Genomic DNA, 26,397 nt, shown 5'->3' with positions numbered 1-26,397 from the left:
CCATCGGCCCGCCCCCTCCCTCATGCCGTCCTACTGCGCCCGGGCCGCCATTTCGAACCAGACGACCTTGCCCGTCGACAGGCGCGTCGCCCCCCATCGCCGGGCCAGCCGGTTGACCAGGAACAGCCCGCGCCCGCCCTCGTCCGTCTCCCGGGCCCGGCGCTGCCGGGGCAGCTGCGGGGAGTCGTCGCCGACCTCGCAGCGCAGGATGTCGGTCCGCAGCAGCCGCAGCGTCACCGGCCGCTCCGCATAGCGCACGGCGTTGGTGACGACCTCGCTGACCAGCAGCTCCACCTCGTCGGCCAGGTCGTCCAGACCCCAGCGGCTCAGCGCCCGCCGGGCCAGCCTGCGGGCCCGGCCCGGAGCCGCGTCCTCCGGCTCCAGGTACCAGTACGCCACATCGCTCGGGGCGATCCCGTCGAAGCGGGCGGCGAGCAGCGCGATGTCGTCGTCCCGGTCGCCCGGCCCGAGCATGTCCAGCACGTCGTCGCAGAGCGCCTCCAGCGGCGGCGAGTGGTCGTCGCCGGTGAGCTGCGCGGTCGCCGCGAGGCGCTCCCGCAGCTGCTCGATACCCGTCCACACGTCCCGCAGCCGCGACTCCACCAGACCGTCGGTGTACAGCAGCAGCGTGGCGCCGGCGGGCGCGTCCAGCTCGACGGCCTCGAAGTCGACACCGCCCACCCCGATCGGGGCGCCCGGCGGCACCCGCAGCACCTCGGCGCGCCCGCCCAGGTGCAGCAGCACGGGCGGCGGATGCCCGGCGTTGGCGATGGTGATCCGGTGCGCGACCGGGTCGTACACCGCGTACAGGCAGGTCGCCATCCGGTCGCTGCCGAGCCGCTGCGCCTGCTCGTCCAGGTGGTGCAGCACCTCCTGCGGCGGCAGGTCGAGCTGCGCCAGGGTCTGCGCCGTCGTCCGGAGCTGGCCCATGATCGCCGCCGAGGTCATGGAATGGCCCATCACATCGCCGACGACCAGCGCGACCCGGCTGCCGGGCAGCGGGATCGCGTCGTACCAGTCGCCGCCGACCCGGGCCGTCTCGGCCGCCGGGAGGTAGCGCGAGGCGAGCCGGACACCGGTGGGCTGGGGGAGCGAGTCGGGCAGCATCGTGCGCTGCAGCTCGTCGGCGATGTAGGCCTCGCGCCCGTACAGCACGGCCTTGTCGATGCCGAGCGCGGTGTGCGTCGCCAACTGCGCCGCGACCAGCAGATCGCTGGCCTCGAACGGGGTGCGCTCGGTGCCGCGCACGAAGACCGCAGCCCCGATGACCCGGCGCCGGCCGCGCAGCGGGGCCAGGATCGCCCGGTGCCCGGTGGGCACGGACCGGCCGGGGCCGAGCAGCTCGGGCAGTGCGGCCCGGGCCGCCGCCGAGTCGCCGAAGACCGGCCGCACCCCGCGCAGCACCTCGGCCAGCGCACCGCCCGCCCGCACCTCGCACAGCTCGGCGGCGGGCATCAGGTCGGCCTGCGGGTCCAGGACGAGCGGGCGCAGCCGCTCCGTCTCGGAGCCGGACGCCTCGGCGCCCTCCTCGTCGCTGACGCGCAGCCGGTCGCTGCGCCGCAGCCGCAGGACGAACGGGCTCACCGGGCGCTCGTCACCGACCGGCAGCGGGTCGCGGAGGTAGACCAGGATCGCGTCGGAGAACGTGGGAACGCTGGCCCGGCACAGCCCGAGGACGATCTCGTCGAGGTCTATGCCCCGGGCGATCCGCCGGGTCGCCGCGCCGACGAAGCGCAGCCGGTCGCCCTCGCGGCGGGTGGCCGCCTGCGCGTCGGCGACGGCGGCCGTCCCGGGGCCCGGGTTCGGCGCGGCGGCCGGAGCCGGTACGGCGGCAGCGGCGGCCGCCGCCGCGGCGTCCTGCTGCCGGGGCCGGGTGCGCTCCTGCGGCCGGGCCGTCAGCGGCTGCCGGCCTTCGTGGGAGGTGGGGTGCTCCGTCACGCGTGGGATTCCGTCCGTCCGGGCCGGTTGTATGAGGCAGTCACCTCGTGGGGCGTCACTGTGCCCCGGCAAGCGCGGGAAGAACAACGGCTGTCACCGGATGCCCCCGATGAAGGGGCCGAAACCGAGCGCCGAGGAGATGGCCGACGGGTGACCCCGCCCTCGGCGGACGCGGCGAGCGGGCAGCGGCCGGCGTGCATGTCTCCACCCCCTCGTAGTGGCTCCCGCGACCGAACGGAACGTCCGGGTCCGTGGCCCGTCGCTCCGCACGACCGGTGTGATGACTTGTGGTCAGTTCCGGTGTGGCGCCCGCTGGTTGCGGTGTTCTGCCCTCCGTACGGCCGGACCTGCCGACCGGGCCGCCCGAAGGGTCTCTCCAGGGTCTCACGACGGCATACGGGCAGGGGTGCGGTCCCAGTCATCCGGCAGCGGCGGCACCTGCCACCGCGGATCGGGCCGCCAGTGCTCCCAGCCGTCCCGGAACGGCGCCCCCCACCCGGTGATCACCTCGACCGCCGCGAGGCCTGCCTCCCGGACCCGCCGCGCGGTCTCCCGGTCCATCAGGCCGACGTGCTGCGCCTGCGCGAACTCGTCCTCGTCGAGCCATTTCCAGCTCCGGTCGGGGTTCACGGAGATGTCGAGAAAGTGATCCTCGGAATCCACCCCTCCGGACCACCGGGTGCGGGGCTCCTCCAGATTCACGTACCAGTTGCGGAACATCCAGCCGCGGTCCCAGAACAGCCACACCGACCACGGGTCCCCCGGCCGGGCCAGCTTCAGCACCCCGGACCCGAACCACGTCGAGCGGGCCGTGGTGCGCGGCGCGGTGTAGCGGGTGGCCAGCGGCTCCGCGTGCACCTGGGTGCCGTCCGCCAGCACCGGCCGCACGCACTCGGTGCCCGGCGCCATCCAGACGGCGAGCAGCTCGTCGGTGTCCTGCACGACGGTCACCGGACGGCAGATGTGCACGGGCGGGGCACCGGCCGTCGGGTGGTTCCGGCCGTTGTCGCGGTAGCGCCAGAGGATCCGGTCCCCCGGCGCCCAGCGCCCGCACTCTCCCGTGCCTGTCATCCCCGTACCTGTCATGGAGGGATCTTACGGAGCGCTCCCACCGGCCCGCTGCGACTCAGGTCACCCGGATATCGGCGAGCACACCCGCCCGGCGTTCACGGACGCGTCATCCGCAGCACGTCCAGCGCCTCGTCGAGCTGTTCCATCGTCAGGTCACCGCGCTCCACATAGCCCGAGGCCAGGACCGTCTCGCGGATCGTCGTCCCGTCCTTCAGGGACTTCTTGGCGACCTTCGCCGCCTCCTCGTAGCCGATGTACTTGTTGAGCGGGGTCACCACCGACGGCGAGGACTCGGCGTAGGCGCGGGCCCGCTCGACGTCGGCGGTGATGCCGTCGACCGTACGGTCCGCGAGCAGCCGGGAGGCGTTCGCGAGCAGCCGTACGGACTCCAGCAGGTTCTTCGCGATGACCGGGAGCATCACGTTCAGCTCGAAGTTGCCCGCCGCGCCGGCCGTGGCCACCGTGGCGTCGTTGCCGGTGACCTGGGCGGCCACCATCAGGACCGCCTCGGGGATCACCGGATTGACCTTGCCCGGCATGATCGACGAGCCCGGCTGGAGGTCGGGCAGCGCGATCTCCGCGAGTCCCGTGCGCGGGCCCGACGCCATCCACCGCAGATCGTTGGAGATCTTCGTCAGCGACACGGCGATGGTCCGCAACTGGCCGGACGTCTCCACCAGGCCGTCCCGCGCGCCCTGCGCCTCGAAGTGGTCGCGGGCCTCGGTGAGCGGCAGCCCGGTGGCGTCCGCGACCTCGGCGATCACGGCCGCGGAGAAGCCGGGCGGGGTGTTGATGCCGGTGCCCACCGCCGTACCGCCCAGCGGCAGTTCGGCGAGCCGGGGCAGCGAGGCGCGCAGCCGCTCCACGCCGTAGCGGATCTGCGCCGCGTAGCCGCCGAACTCCTGGCCGAGGGTGACCGGGGTGGCGTCCATCAGATGCGTACGGCCGGACTTCACGACCTCCGAGAATTCGGCCGATTTCCGCCCCAGGGATGCCGCCAGGTGGTCCAGGGCGGGGATCAGGTCGGCGGTCACGGCGGCGGTGGCGGCGATGTGGATGGAGGACGGGAAGACGTCGTTGGACGACTGGGAGGCGTTCACATGGTCGTTGGGGTGGACCTCGCGGCCGAGGCGCTCGGTGGCCAGCGTGGCGATCACCTCGTTGGTGTTCATGTTCGACGAGGTGCCGGACCCCGTCTGGAACACGTCGACCGGGAAGTGCTCGTCCCAGCGGCCCGACGCGACCTCGGCGGCGGCCTCCCGGATCGCGGTGGAGATGTCCGGATCCAGCACCTTCAGCTCGGCGTTGACCTTGGCGGCCGCGCCCTTGATCCGGGCCAGCGCCTCGATGTGGGCCCGCTCCAGGCGCTGCCCGGAGACGGGGAAGTTCTCCACCGCCCGCTGGGTCTGCGCGCGCCACTTCGCGTGCGCGGGAACCCGCACCTCACCCATCGAGTCGTGCTCGATCCGGAACCCGCTGCCGCCCGACGTGTCGCCTGATGTGTCGCCCATGGTGTTTAAACCTCCTGAAAAAGATGAGCACGTGTCTTGTTCTATGTATTCCCAAGTCGCCTACCGGCCAGTAAATACCGGGGGTAACCACTTACCGGGAGGCGCAATGAGGCGCACCAGCACCAGACTTCGAGGGCTCCGAAGCCTTCGCCGGCTCCGCTGTACGGTCGCCGCCACCGTGGCGCTCGCGGCAGCCGTCGGCGGTATGGCCGCCGCCGGACCCGCGGGCGCGACGGAGTCGGGTACCAGCTCTATCGCATCCACCCCTCTCCCGCCCGCACTGGAAGCCGTCCGGGCCGCCGAGGCCACCCAGCTGTACGGCAGCCCCGCCGAGCGCCCGCTCGGCGAGCGCAAGACCGGGCTGATCTCGCTCGGCGACAGTGAGATCTCCGGCGAGGGCGTCGGCACCTACGACCCCGGCACCAACGGTCCGGACAACTGGTGCCACCGCTCGCCGGAGGCCGCCATCCACCGCACGGGCATCGCGGCGGACCTCACGTACAACGTCTCGTGCTCCGGGGCCTATACCGGGAACATCAAAATCGGCGGAGACAAGCAGTACGCCGACGAACTCGTGCAGAGCGACAGTCTCGCGATCAAGGCCCGCAACACCCGGATCAAGATGATCGTCCTGGTGGCCGGGGCCAACGACGACCTCCAGTTCGGCCCGGTCATGACCGACTGCGTGGTCCGCTACATCAGCCTCCAGGGCCCCTGCGAGCCGAAGTACGCGGGCGGCTGGCAGGCCCGCGTCGACGCGCTGGTCCCCAAGGTCGAGGCGACCGTCCGCGACCTGCGGACGGTGATGACCGGCGCCGGGTACGGGGACGACGACTACAAGCTCGTCCTGATGGGCTACCCGAGCCCCATCGGCCCGGACTTCCGCGACAACCCGAACTTCCCCGGCAAGCTGATCTGCGGCGGGCTCGGCTACGACTCCGACACCGTCTGGGGGCGCAACACCGCCGTACCCGCCTTCCAGGCCGGCATGCGCAAGGCGGCCACCGCCACCGGGGCCTCCTACCTCGACAACTCCCGGCTCTTCCACGGCCACGAGGTGTGCAGCGAGAGCCCCTGGGCGCGCGGTCTCTACATCGACCTGAGCAAGCCCGGCCTGCCCGACGAGAACTCGGTCCGGCAGTCCTTCCACCCCAACGCGGCCGGCCACCGGGCCTTCGCCTCCTGCCTCACCCAGCTGTACGACTCCGGGCTGCGCGAGGCGAGCTGCGCCGACCCGGCGAGCACGGGGAACCCGGTCCTGACCAGGGCGGCCTGGGACGACGTGTTCACCCCGCTGAAGAACGAGGCGACCGGCACGTGTGTGGACGCGCCCGGCTCGGTCACCCGCAACGGCACGGCCATCGGCGGCTGGGACTGCCACGGCGGACGCAACCAGAACTGGTGGTACGACGCCGGTACGCAGACCCTGCGCACCGCCCTCAGCCACGACCGGTGCCTGGACGTGTCCGGCGCCAGGTACAACCCGGGCGCCACGCTCGTCGTGTGGAACTGCGCGGGCGCGGCCAACCAGAAGTTCGTCCGGCAGGCGGGCACGATCCGCCCGGCGGCCGCGACGGGTCTGTGTCTGACGCTGGCGGGGGCCAAGGACCCGCTCAAGCTCCAGACGTGCGACGGCGGCGCGAAGCAGCGCTTCGCGTAGCGAGGACCGAGCAGGGGCCGGCCGTGGTGATCCCCGGCCGGCCCCTCCGCCCGCTCTCACCTCGTCAGGTCTCCAGGGACAGCGCTTCGGACAGCGCCCCCAGAGTCGGCGTCAGATACAACTGGCGCAGCGGGATGCCGGGCAGCCCGCGCTCCCGGGCGAGCGTGCCGATCCGGATCGCGTAGAGCGAATTGCCGCCCAGGTCCCAGAAGTCGTCGTCCGGCCCGATCTCCTCGACGCCGAGCACGTCCCGCCAGATGGCGGCGAGGGCGGCGTCCGGCGCGGCCCCGCCGGACGCGGCTCCGTGAGGCGTCGCCCCGGCGGTCCGGCAGGTCCCGGGCGCGGGCAGCCGGGCCCGGTCCAGCTTGCCGTTCGCGGTGAGGGGGAGGGCGTCCAGCACGATCACCGTCGCGGGCACCATGTGCGCGGGCAGCAGCCGGGCCGCCCGCTCCCGTACGGGGCCGGGGTCCTCGCCCGCCCCCGGGGCCGGAACCACGTACGCGTCGATCCGCACGGCCGCCGCGTCCCCGTCCCCGCCGCCGGTCACGGTCACCGCCGCCGCCGACACCGCCGGGTCCTCCAGCAGCACGTGCCGGATCTCGCCCGGCTCGATCCGGAAGCCCCGCACCTTCACCTGGTCGTCGATCCGGCCGAGGTGTTCCAGCGTTCCGTCGGACAGCAGCCGCCCCAGATCCCCGCTCCGGTAGAGCCGCCCCGCCGGGTCCAGGACATCCGGGACGAAGCGTTCGGCGGTCAGGGCGGGCCGGTTCAGATAGCCGAACGCGACGCCCGCCCCGCCCACCACGATCTCCCCGGGCGCCCCCGGCGGCACCGGCCGCCCGTGCGCGTCCAGGACCCGGACCGACCAGCCGGGCAGGGGCCGCCCCACCGACCGGGACCCGGCGAGCGCCTCCCGGCGGGTCACCGTGGTGGCGGTGACATGGACGGTCGTCTCGGTGATCCCGTACATGTTGACGAGCCGGCAGCGGTCCTCCGGATGCCGGTCGAACCAGTCCAGCAGCGGGCGGGCGTCCAGCGGTTCGCCGCCCAGCACCACCAGCCGCAGGGCGGACAACCCGCCCGCCGTTCGGTCGGCCGCCGCGAGCTGGGTGAACGCGGAGGGGGTCTGGCTCAGCACGCTCACCCCCTCCCGGACCAGCAGGGCGTGGAAGTCCTCCGGCGAGCGGGTGGTCCAGTGGTCCACGACCACCAGCCGCCCGCCCGTCAGCAGCGCGCCCCAGATCTCCCACACCGAGAAGTCGAACGCCGCCGAGTGGAAACACGTCCAGGTGTCGTCGGGGGAGAGGCCGAAGTCGTCGCGGACGGCGTCGACCAGGGCCGTGACATTGGCGTGCGGGACGACCACGCCCTTGGGGCGGCCGGTCGAGCCCGAGGTGTGGATGACGTACGCGGGCGCGCCGGGCTCCCCGGGGGGTGCGGCGGGGCGGGGCGGGTGGCCGACGAGGTCGGCCGGGTCCTCGACCGTCAGCCGGACTCCCGCGTCCCGCGCGGTGCGCTCCCGCCGGTCCGCCGGATGCTCCGGATCCAGCGGCACGTGGACCGCGTCCGCCTTCAGCACGGCCAGCATCGCCGCCACCAGGTCCGTCGAGCGGGGCAGACAGAGGCCGACGAGGTCACCGGGGCGGACACCGTGGGCGTACAGGCCGTCGGCCAACAGCTCGGCGCGGGAATCGAGCTCGGCGTACGAGAGGGTGGCGGACCCTGCGGTGAGCGCGGGGGCGTCGGGGCGGGCGGCTGCCTGGGCGGCGAAGGCTTCGTCGATGCGGCGGGGGATCGCCCGCTCGGGCCGCGCCCCGAGGGCCAGTTGCGCCGCCGACTCCGCCTCACCCAGAGGATTCAGGTGCCCCAGGGGGGTGTTCGGCGGGGCGCTCAGCAACTGCTGCCGTACCCGCTCCACTTGGTGTGCCGGCACGGGAAGGGCGTCCGGGCCGGCCGGCAGGGAGGCGGGCCCGGTCCCGTCGCCCGCCACCAGCTCCGGTGCGGGCGGCTCCCCGCCCTCGGCCGGGACGACCGGTTCGGTGGCGAGCAGATCCGCGACCGTACGGCCGGGTGACAGGTCCGCCGCGAACACCGCGTGCCCGTCGAGCGCCCCCAGCGCGTACGGCGGCCGGTCCCGGGCCGGTACGGGGACGGCGACGCGCACCGCGACCGCGCCCTCGTACCGCCCGACGGTGACCGCGAGCGCCGAGGCCAGGCGCCGGGTCTCCGCGTCGAGACGCAGGTCCGGGTGGAGCGGCCCGGCGAGCGGAGTGACCGCGTCCGCCGCAAGCTCGCCGCGCAGCACTCGGGCGACGAGCCGCAGCGAGTGGGCGTCCAGCGCGGACGTGGCAGCGGTCAGGACGACATCGGCGGGCTGCCCGTCCGCGTACCGCAGCCGCACCACGCGCAGCGGGTGACCGGGTGCGAGCGGGCGGCGGGCCTCGGCCTCGCGCCGCCGGGCCGCCGCCTCGGACGCGGCCGGGGCGGGCACGGACTCCGTCCACAGCCGGGGGCGGCGGCGGTCCCCGGGCCACCACAGCTCCGCCGCCGCCGTGAGGACGGTGGCGAGCGCGGTGTCGGTGGCGGCCGACGGCAGGCGGACCGTCAGGGTGTGATGGGCAGGCGGCACGTGCGCAACTCCTCGTCGGCGAGAGTGAAATCGGGAGTCAGCGGGCCGTGAACCCGCCGTCCACGGTGACCACGCTGCCGGTCACCTGCCGGGACGCGTCCGTGGCCAGCCAGAGCACCGCGGCCGCCACGTCCTCCGGTTCCACCAGCGCGTTCATCGGCTGGTCCCGGACGAAGGCCGTCTCGTGCTCGGCGACCGGCACCTCCAGCGAGCGGGCGATCTCCGCGAGCATCCGGCCCTCCATCGCCTCGTCGTCCCGCACCGAGCCCGGACAGACCGCGTTCACCCGGACCTTGCGGGGCGCGTAGTCCAGGGCCACCGCCTTCGTCAGGCCGACGAGACCGTGCTTGGCCGCGACGTATCCGGCGAAGTGCCGGTAGCCCACCAGGCCCGCCGTCGAGGCGATGTTGACGATGGAACCGGACCCCTGGGCGACCATCCTGCCGCCCACCGCCCGGATCGCCCGCCACGCGCCGCCCAGATCCACATCGATCATCAACTGCCACTCGGCCTCGGTGATCTCGTGCGCCGGACGGCCCGAAGGGGCGGCGATGCCCGCGTTGTTGACCAGCACGTCGATCCGCCCGAAGCGCTCCTCGGCCGCCTCCGCCGCCGACTCCAGAGCGGCCAGGTCCCGGACGTCGGCCCGCCGGGTCAGCACGGCGGACCCCGCCTCGCGGCAGAGGTCCGCGGTGTGCGCGAGCTGCGAGGCCGAACCGAGCGGATACGGCACCCCGGCCAGCTCGCCCGCCACGTCCAGCAGCACCAGGTCCGCCCCCTCGCGGGCGAACGCCACGGCGCAGGCCCGGCCGAGACCGCGCGCCGCCCCGGTGATCAGCGCCGTCCGCCCGACGAGCCGGCCCGCGCCGGCACCGGCGGCCGGTCCCGTACCGCCGCCGGTCACCGGCCCCTCGCCGCGCGTGCCTCGGCGGCCACCAGTTCCAGCAGGGCGCCCGGCCGTTCGGTGAGATACATGTGCCCGCCGGCCGGCTCCGCCACGGTCAGCTTGCCCGTCGTCGCCCGGCCCCATTCGGCTGCCTCCGCCGCACTGACGAGGGTGTCTTCGCGCCCCCGGACGGAGACGACGGGCACGCCCAGGGGGCGGTCCGTGGAGGGGGCGTACGTCTCGTGGAGCCGGACGTCCGCCCGGAGCGTCGGCAGCAGCAGCTCCCGCATCTCCGGGTCGGCCAGCGCCGGGTGGTCATACCCGGCGAACGCCCGGACCCGGGCGGCGAACTCCTCGTCCGGCAGCCCGTCGGCCCGGTCCGTGCGCGGGGACCAGGGGCCGGGCGCGCCGCTGACGACGAGCGCGCCGAGGCGGATCGGCCCGCCCGACCGCTCGATCCGGTGCGCCAGTTCGTACGCGAGCACCGCGCCCATGCTGTGCCCGAACAGGACGACCGGGTCGCCCCCGCCTCCGCCCGCTCCGCCGAGCGCCGCCGTCACCTGCGCGTACGCGTCGTCGACGGCCGGGGCCGCCGAGGTGTACGCGGGCTCGGGGAACCGCTTCTCGCGGCCCGGCAGGGAGACCGGGAGGATCCGCAGACCCTCCGGCGCCAGCTTCTGCCAGGGCGTGAAGAAGGAGGGGCCCGCCCCGGCGAAGGGCAGGCAGATGAGGACGGTGTCTTCGTCGGCCACGATCGTTCCTGTTCTCTTTCTCTCGGTCGAGTTCTCTCGGTCGAGGCGTCCCGGTCGAGCTGTCCGGTCCAGCTGTCCGGTCCAGCTGTCCGGTCCAGCGGTCCGGTGGAGCGGACCGGTCAGTCCCCGACCATGATCGTGGTGAGGATCGCGGCGAGATAGCCCGGGTCGCGCACCCCGCACAGCTCGCGCGCCGAGTGCATCGACAGGCCCGGCACCCCGACGTCCACCGTGGTGACGCCGAGGCGGGCCGCCGTGAGCGGGCCGATCGACGTGCCGCAGGGCATCGCGTTGTTGGAGACGAACGGCTGCCAGGGTGCCCCGGCCCGCTCGGCTGCTGCCGTGAACACCGCGATGCCGGTGGAGTCGGTGGCGTACCGCTGGTTCACGTTCACCTTGACCGTCGGGCCGCCGTTGGGCAGCGGACGGTGATCGGGGTCGTGCCGCTCGGAGTAGTTCGGGTGCACCGCGTGCGCCATGTCGGCGGAGACGCAGAACGCGCCCGCCAGCGCCCGCGACCAGTCCTCCTCGCTGCCGCCGCGCGCCGAGACGGACCGGGACAGGATCCGCTCCAGGAGCGGGCTCTGCGCACCCGTCTCGGAGCCGCTGCCGACCTCCTCGTGGTCGAAGGCGGCCAGCACGGGGACGAACGCGGGCTGCCTGGACCCCGTCGCCGCGTCCACCAGCGCGGTCACCCCGGCGTGCACCGAGACCTGGTTGTCCAGCCGCGAAGCCACCACGAACTCCCGGTCCACGCCCAGGTATCCGGGCGGCTGGATGTCGTGCAGGCTCAGGTCCCAGCCCAGCACGTCCGCCGGGTCCTCCCCGGCGGCGGCCGCGACCCGGCGCAGCAGCTCGCCCTCCCGCGGCGCGCCCAGCGCCCAGATCGGCGCGATGTGCCGCTGCCGGTCCAGTGCCACGCCCTCGTTCACCGAACGGTCCAGGTGGATCGCCAACTGGGGCACCCGCAGCAGGGGTTCGTCGATCTGGACGAGCCGGCTGCGCGGGACGCCGCCGGAGTCGCGGAGCGCGAGCCGGCCGGAGATGCCCAGGTCCCGGTCGAGCCAGGTGTTCAGCGGCACCCCGCCGTAGATCTCCACCCCGATCTGCCGCCACCCCGACGTCCCGGTGTCCGGAGCGGGTTTGATCCGCAGGTTCGGCGAGTCGGTGTGGGTGCCGACGATCCGGAACGGGGTGTGGGCGGGGGCGCCCTCGGGGACGTACCAGGCGATCAGCGCACCGGCGCGGCTGACGAAGCAGCCGCCGGTCGCCCCCGTCCAGTCGTCCGTGCCGCGCAGTTCACGGAACCCGGCCTTCTCCAGACGCTGGGCCGCACTGGCCACCACGTGGTACGGGGACGGGCTGGCGGCGATGAAGGAGAGCAGGTCGTCGGTGTGGCTGCGGTGGGGGGCCGGAGTCATACGGCGTCCGCCTTTCCGGTGTTCGACAGTGACTGGGAGGGTGACGGTCCGCCGGGCTGGTCGGGCCCGGCGCTGGCGCCCTGGGCGGAGCCCCCGGAGCCTTGGCCCGAGGACCCCGGCGAGGGGCGCTCCCCGAGGAGTTCCCGCACCGGCCGGTCGGGCCGGGCGCAGAACTCCGCGAGCAGGTCGGTGTACGACGCGAGAAGGTCGTGGGCGGTCTCGTGGTCCCACAGGTCGGTGGAGAATTCCAGGAACGTTCGATAACCCTTCGCGGGGTCCCGGCGCGGCGCAAGCCCGAAGCACAGCTCGCTGCGGGAAAGCGGCGGTGCCAGATCGGTCACCTCGACCCGCAGGCCGGGGATCTCGATGTCCGTGTCGACGGAGTTCTGGAAGGCCAGGACGTGCGGCACCCGGTCGGGGACGCTGACAGCGCCCGCGTCCCGCATCGCCTGCATGATCCGTGCCGTGGGCAGCACATGCGCCATGGCGCCGAGCGCGCCCGCGCCCGTACGCACCGCCAGCTCCCCGCACGTCTCCTCAAGATTGGCTGAATCCAGTCGTACGCGCACCATCACCGCGGTGGACGTCATCGCCACGAGCGACTCCGAGGCGGTGCCCTCGCGGTTGGCGTACGGCACGCTCAGCAGGGTGTCCTCCTCCCCGGACAGCCGGGTCAAGAACACCCCGAGAGCCGCCGCCGCGACCGCGAACGGGGTGGTGCGCCGCGCGGTCGCCAACTCCTCCACCGCCGCACGCACCTCGCCCGACGCGACCCCGCGCACCGTCTCCCCGTGCCCGCTCAGTTTCTGTGGACGCGGCCGGTCCGTCGGTACGGGTACGGCGGACGGCACCCCGTCCAGATAGGCGGCACAGAACGCGGCCCGCTCCGCCTCGACGTCGGGGTCGTGGTGCTCCCGCTGCCACCGGGCGTACCCGGGCGCCTGCATCGCCGGATCGGGCAGACCGTGCGGAACGCCCGCCGCGGCCGCCGTGTACAGCGCGGCGATCTCCGCGAGCAGCACCGACAGCGACCAGCCGTCGGCGCACACGTGGTGCAGGACGAACATCAGCTCCCAGCGGTCCTCCTCGACCCGCAGCAGCCGCACCCGGGGCACCAGGGGACGCCCCAGGTCGAAGGGGCCCGCCGCGTCCGCCCGGCACAGGACGTCCGCCCGGCGGCGCCGCTCATCGGCCGGCAGCCCGGTCAGGTCCTCCACCGGCAACGCCACCGGCCCCGCCGCCACCACCTCCTGCCACCACGGCCCGTCCGGTGCGCCCTCCTGGACGAACCGGGTCCGCAGCCCGTCGTGCCGGGCGATCACCTCGGACACGGCGGACCGCAGGGCCGCCGGGTCCAGCGCCCCGGTGAACGCGATCCGCGTGGGGACGTTCCAGACGGCGGGGTCGGGCATGGCGTGGTGCCCGGCGATCATCCGGGCCTGCTGGTCGCTGACGGGGGCGCGGTCGACGACGGCCGCGCTCACGTCGGCCCCAGCCGCGTCCCCCTCCGTCGCGGGGCCGTCGCCCGCCAGCTGCCCGGTCATCGCCCGCAGGGTCGCGTCGGCGAAGAAGTCCGCCAGCGGGTAGTCGACGCCGAGGGTGTCCCGGACCCGGTTCACGAGGCGGATCGCGGCGATCGAATTGCCGCCCAGGTCGAAGAAGTTGCTGTCGGCGGGGAAGTCGCGCAGATCGAGGACGGATTCCCAGACCTCGCGCAGGACGGCGGCGGCGTCCACGGCGGGCGTCCCGGGCGACGCGGCCGTCACCGCGTCCAGCTGCCCCTCCAGTTCGACGAGATATCCCTCCGCCGTCGCCGCGTCGAACAGGTCCGCGTCGTAGCGCAGCCGCAGCCGCAGGCTCCCGTCCGGAGCGTGGGTGGCCATCAGCGCCAGCTCCAGCGGCGCCGACTCCGTCCCGGCCGCCACCGGCTCCGCACGCAGCCCGGGCAGATCGATTCCGGCCAGCGCCGCTCGGTCGAGATCGACCGAAACGGTCACCATCGGACGCGGATTCCCCGGGTCCGGACGGGCGGCGAGCAGCGCGTCCAGGTCCACCCCGCTGTGCTCCTCCGCCGCGAACAGCGCCCGGCCGGTGGCCCGTACGGCCTCCGGCAGCGGGGTGGAGTCCGTCGCGGACAGCGACAGCGGCAGCAGCGCCACGTGGAAGCCCACCGCGTCCGCCGTCTCCGCCCGCCGCCGCCCGAACGTCGTGCCCAGCAGGAACGCGTCCTGACCCGACCGGCGCCGCAGCACCAGCTGCCAGGCCGTGCACAGCGTGGCGAACAGGGTCACTCCCTGCTGCCCGCTCCACTCCCGCAGCCCGTCCGCCCGCTCCCGGCCCACGGTCCGGGCCACCGCCGCGCCGCGCCCCGCCACCCGGCGGCCGCGCGGCCGGTCCGTCGGCAGGGCCAGCACCGGCGGCCGGTCGCCCAGCAGCTCGCGCCACCAGACCAGGTCGGCCGGGTCACGCGGCGGCTCGGGGGCCCCGACAGTCGTCCCGGCGGCCCGCTCGAAGACCGGCGGGCGTCCGGCGAGGGCCGCCGCGTACAGCTCCCGGAGGTCCCCGGCGATCAGCGCGGCGGAGTGCGCGTCGGTGATGATGTGGTGCATACCGAGGACCAGGACATGATCGTCGTCTGCCAGCCGGAGGAGCCGGGGCGTGAACAGCGGCCCCTCGGCGAGGTCGTAGGCCCGGTGGCTCTCCTCCGCGAGCAGCGCTCCGATGGCCTTCCCGGCGTCCTCGCCCCGGGCGTCGGACACCGTCAACGGGGCGCGGAGCCCGTCCCGGACGACCTGGACGACGCCCACCTCGTCCTCGCCCCGGAACACCGTGCGGAGCCCCGCGTGCCGCTCGACCAGACCGTCGACCGCCGCCCGCAGCGCCGCGACGTCCAGCGGACCGCGCAGCCGTACGGCCTGGGTCTCGTTGTACGCCGCCGGGTTCCGCATCAACTGCGCGGCCAGCCACAGCCGTCGCTGCGCCGAGGTGGCGGGCGCGACGGTCTCCCGCACCGGGCCCCGGGGGTCCTGCTCCCGCGTCCGGCGGCGCAGGACGTCCAGCCGCTCAAGCCCCGACCGCAGCCGTCCCCGGTCCATCCCGAAGTCGACCAGCGCGGCGATCTCGTCCACCCCGGCCCCGTGCAGCGCGGCCACGAACGGGGCGACGCTCGTCGGCGTGCCGATCAGGGCCCGCTGGTCGCAGTAGCGGTCGTAGGCCCGGCGGAACAGGTAGTCCAGGTCCTCCTCGCTCGCCGCCGCCACGTCCTCACGCCGCTGCCCGGCCGCCGTCGCCGCCGAGCGCATCAGCAGCGAGGACCGCAGGTAGCGCACCATCGGCTCCAGCGCGTCCGCCCGCGCGGTGGCGTGGTCGTCGCCGAGATACGTGTGCACCAGCACCGTCACCCGCCCGGCCGCCGGGTCGAGCCCGCACGCCGCACGCGTACGCCGGTAGTGCGCGATGTTCGCCGCCAGCTCGTCCACGGTCTGGCTCATCAGGTTGGTGACGACCCCGAGCCCGCGCCGGGCCGCCTCCTCGTACGACGCCCGCTGACCGGAGGTGGCCAGGAAGAACGGCGGCTCCTCCTGCACCGGACGCGGGCGGATCCTGATCTCCGCCTCCGCGCCCTCGCCCGTGCGCCGCCGCACCGCCTCCCCGCGCCACAGCCGGCGCACCTCGTCGAGGTGGTCGAAGGCGATCCGCCGCCGGTCGGCGAACCGGTCCGGGTGCAGGGCGAAGTCCCGGGCGTGCCAGCCGGTGGCGCAGCCGATGCCGACCCGGCCGCCCGAGAGGTTGTCGACCACCGACCACTCCTCGGCGACCCGCACCGGATCGTGCAGCGGCAGGACCACCGAGCCCGCGTTGATCCGGACGCGCTCGGTCTCCCGGGCCACGGCGGAGGCGAGCACGGCGGGGTTCGGGAAGAGTCCGCCGAAGGAGTCGAAGTGCCGCTCGGGCAGCCAGACGGAGGAGAAGCCGTGCTCGTCGGCGAAGCGCGCGGTCTCGAAGAGGGCGTCGTACGCCTCCGGAGTACCGGTCCCGGCCGCCTCGGCGGCTGCTTCCGCCTCCGGGTAGTCGCCGAAGAAGTAGACACCGAAGTCGAGTGCGGGGCGCGGGGCCCCGACCGGCTCCGCTGTCACGGGACGAGGCGTGGACCGGGGAAAGAACCCGCCGTCGCGCAGCTCGCGCAGCGATCCCTCCACCGCCTCCGCGACCCGGTTCACGTCCTCCTCGGTGTGGGCGGTGGACAGGTAGAAGCTGCGCCACTCCCACACGTACACGCCGCGCAGTTGGAGGTGGTGGTACAGCAACTCCAGGTCGGCGCGGTGCTTGAACCGGAACATCGACCCGAAGTGGGCAAGCTCCAGCGGGAATTCCTCGTCGCGGAAGAAGGCGTTGAGCCGGTCCGCGAGCGCCTGGGTGCGGGCGTTCAGTCCGCTCTGGAGCCCGGGGCCCTGCTCGGTGAGGTGGGTGAGCACCGCGCGGGCCGCAGCCATCGACAGCGGGTGCTGCATGTACGTGCCGCCGATGAACGTGGTCTCGCGCGAGGGCCCGCCGGGCTCCCCGTACCGCCAGAACCCGCCGTCCACCCCGTCGAGCAGATCCGCCCGCCCCGCCACCGCGCCGACCGGGAAGCCCGCGCCGAGCGCCTTGCCGTACGTGGCGAGGTCCGGCACCACCCCGAAATGCGCCTGCGCGCCGCTCTGGTGGGGCCGCAGCCCGGTCAGCATCTCGTCGAAGAGCAGCACGATGTTCCGGCGCGCGGTGAGTTCACGCAGCGCTCGCACGAACTCCACCGGCCGCAGCCCCGGGTTGCGGCACTGCACGGGCTCGACGAGCACGGCCGCGATGGTGTCGCCGAGGGCGTCGATCGCCTCCAGGGACTCCTGCTCCCCGTACTCCAGCACGATCAGCTCCGCCACCGCGCTGTCCGGGATGCCCCTGGAGACGGGCACCGCGTGCTGCCCGGGGCCGCCGGGGCGGCCCAGCACGGAGTCGATGTGCCCGTGGTACGAGCCCCGGAACATGACGACCTTGTCGCGCCCGGTCGCGGCCCGGGCCAGCCGGATCGCCGCCGAGTTCGCCTCCGTACCGGACGAGGCGAAGGCGACCCGCTCCATGCCGGTCAGCGAAGCGAGCAGGGCCGCCGCCTCCCCGGTGTCGGGGGACCGGGGCCCGAAGCGCAGCCCGTCGGAGAGGTGGCGGCGCACGGCCTCGGTGACGGGCTCCGCCTCATGGCCCAGCAGCAGCGCGCCGAAGCCCATGGTGATGTCGGTGTACGCGTTGCCGTCCACGTCGACCAGCCGGGAGCCGTGCGCCGAGCGGGCCGCGATCGGGTACAGCATCTCCTTGGTGGCGTCCCGGAAGCCCACGACGGCCCGGCTGTCGGCGAGCGCCGAACGGTGCTGCTGGGCCAGCTCCTTGGAGGTGCGGGTGCGCGACGTGAACCGCCGGATCAGCGAGGCGGTGTGGGCCCGCTGGGCTTCGTCGGCCCCGGCCCCGGCCATTCCGCCGGCCGCGTCCACGACGAGCCGGGGGCCGTGCGCGCTCTCCCCGGCGGCGGGCTTCGCGTCGTCCGCCGGGAGCCGGCCGCGGGCGGCCGCGAGCTGGGCGGTGAGCGCACGTGACAGCTCCGCGGCCCTGGCCACGGCGTCGGCGGCGGTGGTCCCGGCGGGGGTGCGTGCCTCCGCGCTCATCGGGTCTCCGCCCCGGCGCGGGCGGTCAGCAGCGCGACGGCCTCGGAGAGCTGGGTGAGCATCGCCGCCTGGATGTCGGCCAGTTGACGTATCTGCTCGGACAGGGCGTCGACCTCGGCGCGGGTGGCGTGGACGGCCGCGTCGGGGGCGGGCGGGCGCGCGTCGGGCCGGTCAATGACGGGCGTTCCGGGGGAGCCGGTCCCGGTCACGGGGGAGGGCGCCGGCTCCACGACCACCGCCGTCGTCGTCGCGGGCGCCGCCCGCCCGGCTATCAGCGCGGCCGTCAGCCGGGGCGTGCCCGCCTCCTCCAGGATCTCCCGCATGCTGATCTCCGTGCCGAACTCGGCCTCCAACTGCCGCACCATCCCGATGAGCTGGAGCGAGTCCGCGCCGAGCCCGACGAAGGTGCGATCGGCGGCGACCTCGTCGGGACGGTGGCCGAGATGGCGCGCGGTCAGCTCCAGCACCCTGTCCAGTACGGCCTGTTCGGTCATGCGGTCCTCCGTCGTGGGTGGGGATGGGCGAGTGGGCCCGCCGGGCGCGGCGGGCGGCGATACGAGCGGTGCCGGGGGTGCGTACGGGGCCGGGCCCCGCCAGTGGGAGCGCCGCTGGAAGGGGTACGTGGGCAGCCGGACGCGCCGGCCGCCGCAGCCGTCGAGCACCGCGGCCCAGTCCACCCCGGCCCCGGCGCAGTGCAGCGCGGCCACCGCCCGCTCCCAGTCGCGCGTCGGCACGCAGACCGCGTCCGGCAACGACCGGCGGACCAGCCCCGTCAGCACGGCGGAAGGGCCCAGCTCCAGCAGCAGGGGGGACTCGGCCAACTCCCCCAGAACGGCGGCGAAGTCGGCCGTCCGGCGAGCCTGCGCGACCAGGTACGCGGCGTCCGGCCGCCACCCGGCGGGACGCGCCGTACCGTCGATCGCGTCGACGAAGTCCGTCCGCACCGGGCGCAGTTCCGTCTTCTCGGCGAGCAGCCCGAACTCCTCCAGCATCGGGTCCAGCAACGCCGTGTGGAACGCCCGGTCCACCGCCAGCACCTCGAACCGCTCCCCCCGCGCGGCCAGCATCCCCCGGACCGCGCCCACCGCTTCCGGGCTTCCGCCCAGCACATGGTGGCGCGCCCCGTTGACCACGGCCGTCTCCAGCCCGGGGACGGCGGCCAGCAGCTCCCGCACCCGGGCCCCGGGGACGAACGCGGAGACCATCGCGCCCGGAACGGACCGATCCCGCATCAGCCGCCCGCGGCCGCAGACCAGCCGCATCGCGTCCTCGGCGTCCAGCGCCCCGGCCACGCAGAGTGCCGCGTACGCGCCGACACTGTGCCCGGCGACCCGGGCGGGGGTGACCCCGAGCCGCTCCCACAGCCGGGCCTGGGCGAGCTGGAGGGCGAACAGGGCGGGCTGCGCGAACGCGGTGTCCCAGCGTTCGGGTCCCCGGCCGCCGACGACCCGGTCCAGGAAGTCGTCCCGGCCGGTCTCCTCCGCGTACACCCGGCCGCAGACCTCCAGCACCTCGGCCACCACCGGGAAGCGCGCGGCGAGTTCCGCGCCCATGCCCGGACGCCCGCCGCCCTGCCCGCTGAACAGGAACACCGGCTGCCGTGCGGCTCCGACGACCCCGGTCGCGTACGCATCGCCCGCCGGGGAACCGGACAGGAACGCCTCCAGCCCCGTCACCGGGTCCTCGGCCGTGACCACCAGCCGGTGCGGCAGGAGCCGCCGCCCGAGCGCGGTGGTGGTCAGCAGATCGGCCCGGGAGGGGGGCGCCTCGCCCGCCAGGCGGTCCCGCAGCGCGGTGGCGTACGCCCGCAGCGCGTCCCCGTCGGCGGCCGACAGCGGCAGCAGCGCGGGCACGGGGGCTTCGGCGGGCGCGGGGGACACGGCCTTCGGCGCCTGTTCCAGGATCACGTGAGCGTTCGTACCGCCCATGCCGATGGAGTGCACACCGGCTCGCCGCACCCCCGCCAGCGGCCAGACCTCCTCCCGTACCGGCAGCAGGAACGGGCTGTCGTCCACCGCCAGCGCCGGGTTGGGCCGGGCGAAGTTCACCAGCGGCGGGACCACCCCGTGCCGCAGCACCTCGACGGCCTTGATCAGCCCTGCGAGCCCCGCCGCGCTGTCCAGGTGGCCGATGGCCGGTTTCGTCGAGCCGAGCGCGCAGAACCCGGTCCGGTCGGTGTGCGCGCGGAACGCCTCGGTCAGGGCGGCGAACTCGATCGGGTCGCCCTTCAGCGTGCCCGTGCCGTGCGCCTCCACATAGCCGATGGACGCCGCGTCCACCCCCGCCGCGCGCAGCGCCCCGAGCACCGCGTCCCGCTGCCCGGCGACCCCGGGGGCGGCGAACCCCCGTTTGTCCGCACCGTCGTTGGTGACCGCCGAGCCCAGGATCACCGCGTGCACGGTGTCGCCGTCGGCCAGCGCCCGCTCCAGCGGCTTCAGGAGGACGGCGGCGGCCCCGTTCCCGCCGACCGTGCCGTCGGCGTCCGCGTCGAACGCCCGGACGGCGCCGGTGGGGGAGAGGGTGGAGCCCTTCACCGGGACCTGGCCGGTGACCTGCGGCAGATGCAGGGCGGCCGAGCCCACCAGCATCAGGTCCGCGTCCCCGGCGCGCAGCGCCTGGCAGGCCAGATGGACCGATACCAGGGCGCTGGAACAGGCCGTGGACACCGTCAGCGCGGGCCCGGTCAGACCGAGCCGGAAGGCGGCCCGGGTGGCGGTGAAGTCGGTGTAGTTGCCGACCTGGACCTGCTTGGCGGTCATCCAGTCGCCCGAGCCGGCCTCCGCCGCCAGGTTCGCCGCCAGATAGCTGTGCAGTGAGTACAGGCGATAGCCGGAACTGCCGTACACCCCGATCCGCAACGAGGCATCGCCGCGCCCCTCGTCCGGGTACCCCCCGTCCTCCAGGGCGTGGAAGCAGCACTCCAGGAACAGCCGCTGCTGCGGATCGGTGAGTTCCGCCTCCCGCCCGCCCATCCCGAAGAACCCGGCGTCGAAGCCGTCCACCTCCGTCAGGAGCGCGCTCGCCCCGCCGAACCCCGGCTGCTCGTACGCCGTCGCAGGGACCCCCGCCGCGGCGAACTCGGCCCGGGTGAACCGGCGTACGCGGCTCGTGCCGGCCCGGATGTCGCGCCAGTAGGCCTCGGGGGTGTCAGCCCCGGGAAACCTCAGCGCCGTCCCGATCACCGCGATCCGGTCGTCCCTCAACGGCTTCTTCCTTTCCCAGCCCCGTACTCCCCGCCCGCCCCATCGGCCCCGCAGGCTCCGCTCGCCGCACCGCCGCCACCCTCAGCAGGAACACCACCGCGACGACGATGGCGGCGCCGTGGGACCAGCCCACCACGGCCAGCGGGGAGAACCGGTCGAGGGCCGCCGCCACCAGGATCATGCCGACGCCGAAACCGAGGTTCTCGAAAGTGGCCGAAAGACCGAAGGCATGACCGCGCAACGTGGCCGGAAGTGTCTGGAGGTGCGAGGTGTACGCGACCTCGGTGAGGCCGTCCGCGGCCCCCGCGATCAGCGCGATCACCGCCGTGACCGCCAGCGGGAACCCGGCGAACGCCGCGATGAACGCCGCTGACATCACCACCGTGCCGTAGCCGAATCCGAGCGCCCCCACCGAGCGGCCGGTGCGCTGCGCGTACCGCTGGATCACCTGTTGGGCGCCGATGTTGCCGAGCGCCCACACACACCAGAACGCACTGACGAACACCGCCGGATTCGACGCGTCCAGCGAGGTGGAGTAGATCGGCAGCGCCGCGTTGTGGGACGAGGAGCCGAACGCGTCGACCCCGCGCAGGGCCACCATCAGGCCCAGCCCGGGGGCGGCGGCGAGCGCCAGGAAGGCCACCGGCTTCCACCGCCGCCCGCCCTTCCCGGCCCCGGACGCGTCCTCTCCGCTCCCGGCGGCCTCGGGGGCGGCGGCGCTGCTCGCCCCCTTGCCGCCGGCGATCGGCAGCAGGGCCACCGTCACCGCACAGACCACGAACGTCGCCATGTCGAGCAGGAAGGCGGCGGTGTACCCGACGAGGGACACCACCACGCCCGCCGAGGCGAAGCCCCCAACCATGGCCAGCGAACGTCCCGTGATCGACAGGGAGTTCGCCCAGGCCCTGCGGTCCTCGCCGACCATCTCCGGGATCGAACTGCGCAGCGCGACCATGAACAGCGTTCCGCAGGCCCCGATCACCACCGAGACGGCCATCAGCGCCCCGGTCACCCATGAGTCCGGCGCCAGGATGAGCACCAGCATCACGGCGCCCTGGCCGACATTCGCCCACAGCATGATGCTTTTCGCGCTGAACCGGGCGAGCAGTCCGCCCACGACCAGACCGGCGACGAATCCGGAGGCCAGCCGCACCGCCATGAACAGCCCCATGGCCAACGCCCGGCCCGTCGTCTCGTAGACGAAGAGATTGAGCGCCACCATATTCAGGAATGTGCCGTAGGAAGACACCGCGTAACCGGCCACGAGGAATCGGAAACGGCGCTCGGAGACCGCGGTCTCCCGGGTCTTTTGAGATCCGCCGTCCGGCTCGTCCGCCTTCGGCCCGTCCGCGCTCCCGATTTCAGATGTCACCGACACATACTCGTCGAGCGCGGGTGCCGGGCGGGGTGCTCCCGATTGCACAAAGGTAATCTGCATCCTTGTGAAGGACGATCATTCCCCCTCACCGGTATGTGATTGCCGTGAATCACCCTCGGACCGGTCGATACCGGAACAACCCTGCGAGGCGGCGCTCGCGACCTATCGCCGTGCGCTGACGGAGGGCCGCCTCCCGGCCGCCGCCGCACCCGCCTGTCTGCGCTCCCTGCACCTGATGGTGGCCGACCAGGACGCGCCCGGCCACCTCGTCCCCGTACCGCCGGAGACCGCGTCGTTCGCCGCACTCGCCCCGATCGAGGAGGCGATCGGCGAGCAGCGCCGCACCCTGCGCTCCGCCCGCGCCACCCTCGCCGCCTTCGAGGGCCTCTACGCCGAGGTGCACCGGCAGGAACGCCCGGCCCTCACCCGGCTCTCCGGCGGGGCCGTCATCAGCAAGGCCCTCGACGCCGGGGTCAGCGGCTGCCGCGCCGAGGTCCGCACCGCCCACCCCGGCGGCGGACGCCCGGCCCACGTCCTGGAGCAGTCGCTCCCGCGCGACCTGGGCAACCTGCGGCGCGGCATCCGGCAGCGCACCCTCTACCAGCACACCGTCCGCTCGGACCGCACCACGCTCGCCTACATCGAGCAGGTGACCGCCGAGGGAGCCGAGGTCAGGACCCTCGCCGAGGTCGTGGACCGGTTCATCGTCTTCGACCGGGACCTCGCCTTCGTCCCGTTCTCCGACGAACCGAACAGCGCCCTGCGCGTCCAGCACCCGTCCCTGGTCCGCTTCCTGGTCCGCCACTTCGACGAGGCGTGGTCCCGCGCGGTCCCGGTCCGCCCCGAACGCGCGCCGCTGCGCACCCCCGTCGTCACCTCCGACCTCCAGCGCGCCATCCTCCAGGCCGTCGTCAACGGCGAGACGGACGCCGCCATCGCCCGCCGGATCGGCATGAGCCGCCGCAGCGTCGCCGAGCACATGCGCAAGGTCTCCGAGCAACTGGGCAGCAACAGCCGGGCGCAACTCGGCTATCTGGTCGCGACGTCGGGCCTGCTGGACGGCTGAGGACGCGAGGAGGGCCCGTCCGCACGGACGGGCCCTCCTCCTACGTGCGGAACGGGGTCAGGCCAGACCCGGCCCGCGCACCGGAATGCTGGTGAACGTCGGCGCCGGGGCGGGCTCCGTGAAGAAGTCGTTGCCCTTGTCGTCGACGACGATGAACGCGGGGAAGTCCTCGACCTCGATCTTCCAGACCGCCTCCATGCCGAGCTCCTCGTACTCGACGACCTCGACCTTCTTGATGCAGTCCTGCGCGAGGCGGGCCGCCGGGCCGCCGATCGAGCCGAGGTAGAAGCCGCCGTGCGCGTCGCAGGCGTCGGTGACCTGCTTGCTGCGGTTGCCCTTGGCGAGCATCACCTTCGAGCCGCCCGCCGCCTGGAACTGCTCCACGTAGGAGTCCATCCGGCCGGCCGTCGTCGGGCCGAAGGAGCCGGAGGCGTACCCCTCGGGCGTCTTCGCCGGACCCGCGTAGTACACCGGGTGGTCCTTCAGGTACTGGGGCATCTCCTCGCCCGCGTCCAGCCGTTCCTTGATCTTGGCGTGCGCGATGTCGCGCGCCACGACCAGCGGGCCGGTCAGCGAGAGCCGGGTCTTGACCGGGTACTTGGTCAGCTCCGCCAGCACCTCGTCCATCGGCCGGTTGAGGTCGATCTGCACGACGTCCCCGCCGGCCTCGTCGAGGTGCTCGTCGGTGGTGTCGGGCAGGAAGCGCGCCGGGTCCTTCTCCAGCTGCTCCAGGAAGACGCCCTCGGCGGTGATCTTCGCGGTGGCCTGGCGGTCCGCCGAGCAGGACACGGCGATGGCGACGGGCAGCGAGGCGCCGTGCCGGGGCAGGCGCACCACGCGCACGTCGTGGCAGAAGTACTTGCCGCCGAACTGCGCGCCGATCCCGATCTTCTGCGTCAGCTCGAAGACCTTCTCCTCCAGCTCCTTGTCCCGGAAGCCGTGCCCGGTGGGGGAGCCCTCGGCGGGCAGCTCGTCCAGGTAGTGCGCGGAGGCGTACTTGGCGGTCTTCAGCGCGAACTCCGCCGACGTGCCGCCGACCACGATCGCCAGGTGGTACGGCGGGCAGGCCGCGGTCCCCAGCGAACGGATCTTCTCCTCCAGGAACTTCATCATGGAGGCCTCGTTCAGAACGGCCTTCGTCTCCTGGTAGAGGAACGACTTGTTGGCCGAGCCGCCGCCCTTCGCCATGAACAGGAACTTGTACGCGCCGCCGTCGGTGGCGTACAGCTCGATCTGGGCCGGGAGGTTGGAGCCGGTGTTCTTCTCGTCCCACATGGTCAGCGGGGCCATCTGCGAGTAGCGCAGGTTGAGCTTGGTGTACGCGTCGTAGATCCCGTGCGACAGGGCCTCCTCGTCACCGCCCTCGGTCAGCACGTTCTGCCCGCGCTTGCCCATGACGATCGCCGTCCCGGTGTCCTGGCACATCGGCAGGACGCCCGCGGCGGCGATGTTCGCGTTCTTCAGGAGGTCCAGCGCCACGAACTTGTCGTTGGAGGAGGCCTCCGGGTCGTCGACGATCCGCCGCAGCTGCGCCAGGTGGGCGGGGCGCAGGTAGTGCGAGATGTCGTGCATCGCCTCGGCGGCCAGCGTGCGCAGCGCCTCCGGGGCGACCTTGAGGAACGTACGGCCGTCGGCCTCGACGGTGGAGACACCCTCGGCGGTCACCAGACGGTACGGCGTGGTGTCCTCCCCCAGGGGGAGCAGATCGGAGTACGCAAACTCTGCCATGACGGCCATTCCTCACTCGGCGACAGCGGCTGACCTCCTCGGGCAGCGCGTCCACCAGGGTAGAACGCCGCCTTCGGGCGGATCCTGTGAGGTAAGGCTCACCTGGACGCACCCTCGGCGGGGCGCGCCGGTTGGAGGGGTAGTCGCGATCTATCGCGTTTGGGTACGCTGGGCCGGTGGACCCAGAGAAGCAGCCCCAGCAGCCTCACGCGCCGGCCGTCCCACCGCCCGCCGACGTCCTGAACGGCGATGACATCCGCGCCTCCGACGCCGACCGCGACCGGATCGCGGACATCCTGCGGGAGGCGATGGCCGAGGGCCGTCTGACGGCCGAGGAGCACGCCGAGCGGGTGGACCTGGTCTACCGTGCCAAGACCGTCGGCGAACTCCAGCCGCTGGTCCGGGACCTGCCCGCGTCCGCCGGCTCCTCCTCCTCCCGCCCGGGTGCGCAGCAGCCGTACGCCTACGGCCCGGAGGGCCCCGACGGCCCCGCGGAGAATCTCGTCGCGGTCTTCAGCGGCGCCTCCCGCAAGGGCCGTTGGCGGGTCGGCGGCCGGACGAACGCCTTCGCGCTCTTCGGCAGCGTGGAGATCGATCTGACCGAAGCTCTTTTCGGCCAACGCCACACCGTCATCAATGCGACCTCCATCTTCGGCAGCGTCGACGTCCGGGTCCCGGAGAACATTTCCCTGCGCGGTAACGGCACGGGTGTCTTCGGCACCTTCGAGGTACGGACGCTCGAATCGGCGGACCCGGAAGCGCCGGTCGTCGTGGTGAACGGCTATTCCGTGTTCGGGAGCGTGGAAGCGCGGCCGAAGCGGGGCAAGTTCGTCGCGGACCTCCAGAAGCACCTGCGTAAACACCTCGGCCACTGAATACGGCACAGCGGACGACCTCCGGTAATCGGCCAGAATGCCGCGGGGGCGCATTGCGGTGAGTCGCGCGCCGGTGCCACTCAGTGCATAGGCGTACGCACAGCGGGTAGGGAGTGCAGCATCGACTCCCGCTCGCGAAGCCGTCGCCGTAGCCGTCGTCAGGAGTAGCCCGTGCTGCAACCGCCGCATCAGCCTCTGCAGGTCGCCGCCGTTCCGGCCCAGCGGACCCCCGCTCGGGAGGACGATGCGGGCCCCTGGCATTCCGATGCGGCCTGCCGCCGGGACGAGGCGGGCCTGTTCTTCGCCCCGTCGAAGGAACCGACCGCCGCCCGGCTGGCCCGCGAGGAGGCCGCCAAGCGGGTCTGCGCCCGGTGTCCGGTCATGGTGGAGTGCCGGGAGCACGCGCTGATGCAGCCCGAGCCGTACGGGGTGTGGGGCGGGCTCACCGCAGCCGAGCGCCGGGTGGCGCTGGCCCGGCGACGACGGCGGGACATCGAGCTCACGGCCGCGTCGACGGCCGAGCACATAGCCGCGGCGGGCTGACCACGCGGCACGAGGAGGGGGTGCGGGGAGCGATGGTCCGCTC

Annotated in this window: 15 protein-coding genes; 4 read left to right on the top strand and 11 right to left on the bottom strand. The window is 73.8% G+C overall.

What is annotated here, in order from left to right; translation table 11 throughout:
- Nucleotides 1–30 precede the first annotated feature (30 nt).
- From ACFWRV_RS33480 to ACFWRV_RS33470, 3 genes are all read right to left on the bottom strand, one after another.
- On the bottom strand, nt 31–1,938 hold the full coding sequence (locus tag ACFWRV_RS33480) for a SpoIIE family protein phosphatase (RefSeq protein WP_384339676.1): 1,908 nt from the start codon (nt 1,936–1,938) through the stop codon (nt 31–33).
- Nucleotides 1,939–2,322: 384 nt separating this feature from the next.
- Nucleotides 2,323–3,009 carry a DUF402 domain-containing protein gene (locus ACFWRV_RS33475; protein WP_384339675.1) on the bottom strand — a complete coding sequence of 229 codons (687 nt, stop codon included), beginning with the start codon at nt 3,007–3,009 and terminating at the stop codon, nt 2,323–2,325.
- A gap of 95 nt (nt 3,010–3,104) precedes the next feature.
- Entirely contained in the window at nt 3,105–4,520 is a 1,416-nt protein-coding gene (locus ACFWRV_RS33470; protein ID WP_384339674.1) for a class II fumarate hydratase, read from the bottom strand.
- A 106-nt stretch (nt 4,521–4,626) separates the two neighbouring features.
- On the opposite strand from ACFWRV_RS33470, the gene ACFWRV_RS33465 reads away from it, so the two are divergent.
- Nucleotides 4,627–6,180 (top strand): ricin-type beta-trefoil lectin domain protein, encoded by a 1,554-nt coding sequence (locus tag ACFWRV_RS33465; protein WP_384339673.1) that lies wholly within the window; start codon nt 4,627–4,629, stop codon nt 6,178–6,180.
- 64 nt (nt 6,181–6,244) lie between these two features.
- On the opposite strand, the gene ACFWRV_RS33460 is transcribed toward ACFWRV_RS33465, so the two are convergent.
- The 7 genes from ACFWRV_RS33460 to ACFWRV_RS33430 all read right to left on the bottom strand — a co-directional run bounded on the left by ACFWRV_RS33460 (nt 6,245) and on the right by ACFWRV_RS33430 (nt 22,124).
- Nucleotides 6,245–8,809 (bottom strand): amino acid adenylation domain-containing protein, encoded by a 2,565-nt coding sequence (locus tag ACFWRV_RS33460; protein ID WP_384339672.1) that lies wholly within the window; start codon nt 8,807–8,809, stop codon nt 6,245–6,247.
- A gap of 37 nt (nt 8,810–8,846) precedes the next feature.
- The gene (locus tag ACFWRV_RS33455; protein WP_384339671.1) at nt 8,847–9,713 is read right to left on the bottom strand and encodes an SDR family oxidoreductase; all 867 of its coding nucleotides are present in this window, start codon (nt 9,711–9,713) and stop codon (nt 8,847–8,849) included.
- Nucleotides 9,710–10,447 carry a thioesterase II family protein gene (locus ACFWRV_RS33450; RefSeq protein ID WP_384339670.1) on the bottom strand — a complete coding sequence of 246 codons (738 nt, stop codon included), beginning with the start codon at nt 10,445–10,447 and terminating at the stop codon, nt 9,710–9,712. The genes ACFWRV_RS33455 and ACFWRV_RS33450 overlap by 4 nt, the downstream gene beginning before the upstream one ends.
- Nucleotides 10,448–10,566: 119 nt before the next feature.
- Nucleotides 10,567–11,868, bottom strand: a complete 1,302-nt coding sequence (locus ACFWRV_RS33445; protein WP_384339669.1) for a M18 family aminopeptidase — start codon at nt 11,866–11,868, stop codon at nt 10,567–10,569.
- A complete protein-coding gene (locus ACFWRV_RS33440) occupies nt 11,865–17,561 on the bottom strand; it encodes a MupA/Atu3671 family FMN-dependent luciferase-like monooxygenase (protein WP_384339668.1) in 5,697 nt (1,898 codons plus the stop codon). Before ACFWRV_RS33440 ends, ACFWRV_RS33445 begins: the two co-directional genes overlap by 4 nt.
- A complete protein-coding gene (locus ACFWRV_RS33435) occupies nt 17,558–20,764 on the bottom strand; it encodes a type I polyketide synthase (RefSeq protein ID WP_384339667.1) in 3,207 nt (1,068 codons plus the stop codon). The genes ACFWRV_RS33440 and ACFWRV_RS33435 overlap by 4 nt, the downstream gene beginning before the upstream one ends.
- Nucleotides 20,709–22,124 carry an MFS transporter gene (locus tag ACFWRV_RS33430; protein ID WP_384339677.1) on the bottom strand — a complete coding sequence of 472 codons (1,416 nt, stop codon included), beginning with the start codon at nt 22,122–22,124 and terminating at the stop codon, nt 20,709–20,711. Before ACFWRV_RS33430 ends, ACFWRV_RS33435 begins: the two co-directional genes overlap by 56 nt.
- A gap of 82 nt (nt 22,125–22,206) precedes the next feature.
- On the opposite strand from ACFWRV_RS33430, the gene ACFWRV_RS33425 reads away from it, so the two are divergent.
- Entirely contained in the window at nt 22,207–23,208 is a 1,002-nt protein-coding gene (locus ACFWRV_RS33425) for a LuxR C-terminal-related transcriptional regulator (RefSeq protein ID WP_384339666.1), read from the top strand.
- Nucleotides 23,209–23,265: 57 nt separating this feature from the next.
- Here ACFWRV_RS33425 and ACFWRV_RS33420 read toward each other — a convergent pair whose 3' ends face one another.
- On the bottom strand, nt 23,266–24,945 hold the full coding sequence (locus ACFWRV_RS33420; RefSeq protein ID WP_384339665.1) for a fumarate hydratase: 1,680 nt from the start codon (nt 24,943–24,945) through the stop codon (nt 23,266–23,268).
- 167 nt (nt 24,946–25,112) lie between these two features.
- Between ACFWRV_RS33420 and ACFWRV_RS33415 the strand changes: the two genes are divergently transcribed.
- Nucleotides 25,113–25,811, top strand: coding sequence for a DUF1707 domain-containing protein (locus tag ACFWRV_RS33415; RefSeq protein WP_384339664.1), 699 nt, complete (start codon nt 25,113–25,115; stop codon nt 25,809–25,811).
- 171 nt (nt 25,812–25,982) lie between these two features.
- Nucleotides 25,983–26,354 carry a WhiB family transcriptional regulator gene (locus ACFWRV_RS33410; protein WP_384339663.1) on the top strand — a complete coding sequence of 124 codons (372 nt, stop codon included), beginning with the start codon at nt 25,983–25,985 and terminating at the stop codon, nt 26,352–26,354.
- The last annotated feature ends 43 nt before the right edge of the window (nt 26,355–26,397 follow it).

The organism is Streptomyces sp. NPDC058576, from assembly GCF_042718715.1.
Classification (GTDB): Bacteria; Actinomycetota; Actinomycetes; order Streptomycetales; family Streptomycetaceae; genus Streptomyces.
This window is presented reverse-complemented; position numbering and strand designations above follow the sequence as displayed.

Bases quoted from the DNA above. Each gene is read 5' to 3' on its own strand.
- ACFWRV_RS33475 (WP_384339675.1), bottom strand. From the start codon at position 3,009: ATGACAGGCACGGGAGAGTGCGGGCGCTGGGCGCCGGGGGACCGGATC.
- ACFWRV_RS33420 (WP_384339665.1), bottom strand. From the start codon at position 24,945: ATGGCCGTCATGGCAGAGTTTGCGTACTCCGATCTGCTCCCCCTGGGG.
- ACFWRV_RS33465 (WP_384339673.1), top strand. From the start codon at position 4,627: ATGAGGCGCACCAGCACCAGACTTCGAGGGCTCCGAAGCCTTCGCCGG.
- ACFWRV_RS33445 (WP_384339669.1), bottom strand. From the start codon at position 11,868: ATGACTCCGGCCCCCCACCGCAGCCACACCGACGACCTGCTCTCCTTC.
- ACFWRV_RS33440 (WP_384339668.1), bottom strand. From the start codon at position 17,561: ATGAGCGCGGAGGCACGCACCCCCGCCGGGACCACCGCCGCCGACGCC.
- ACFWRV_RS33470 (WP_384339674.1), bottom strand. From the start codon at position 4,520: ATGGGCGACACATCAGGCGACACGTCGGGCGGCAGCGGGTTCCGGATC.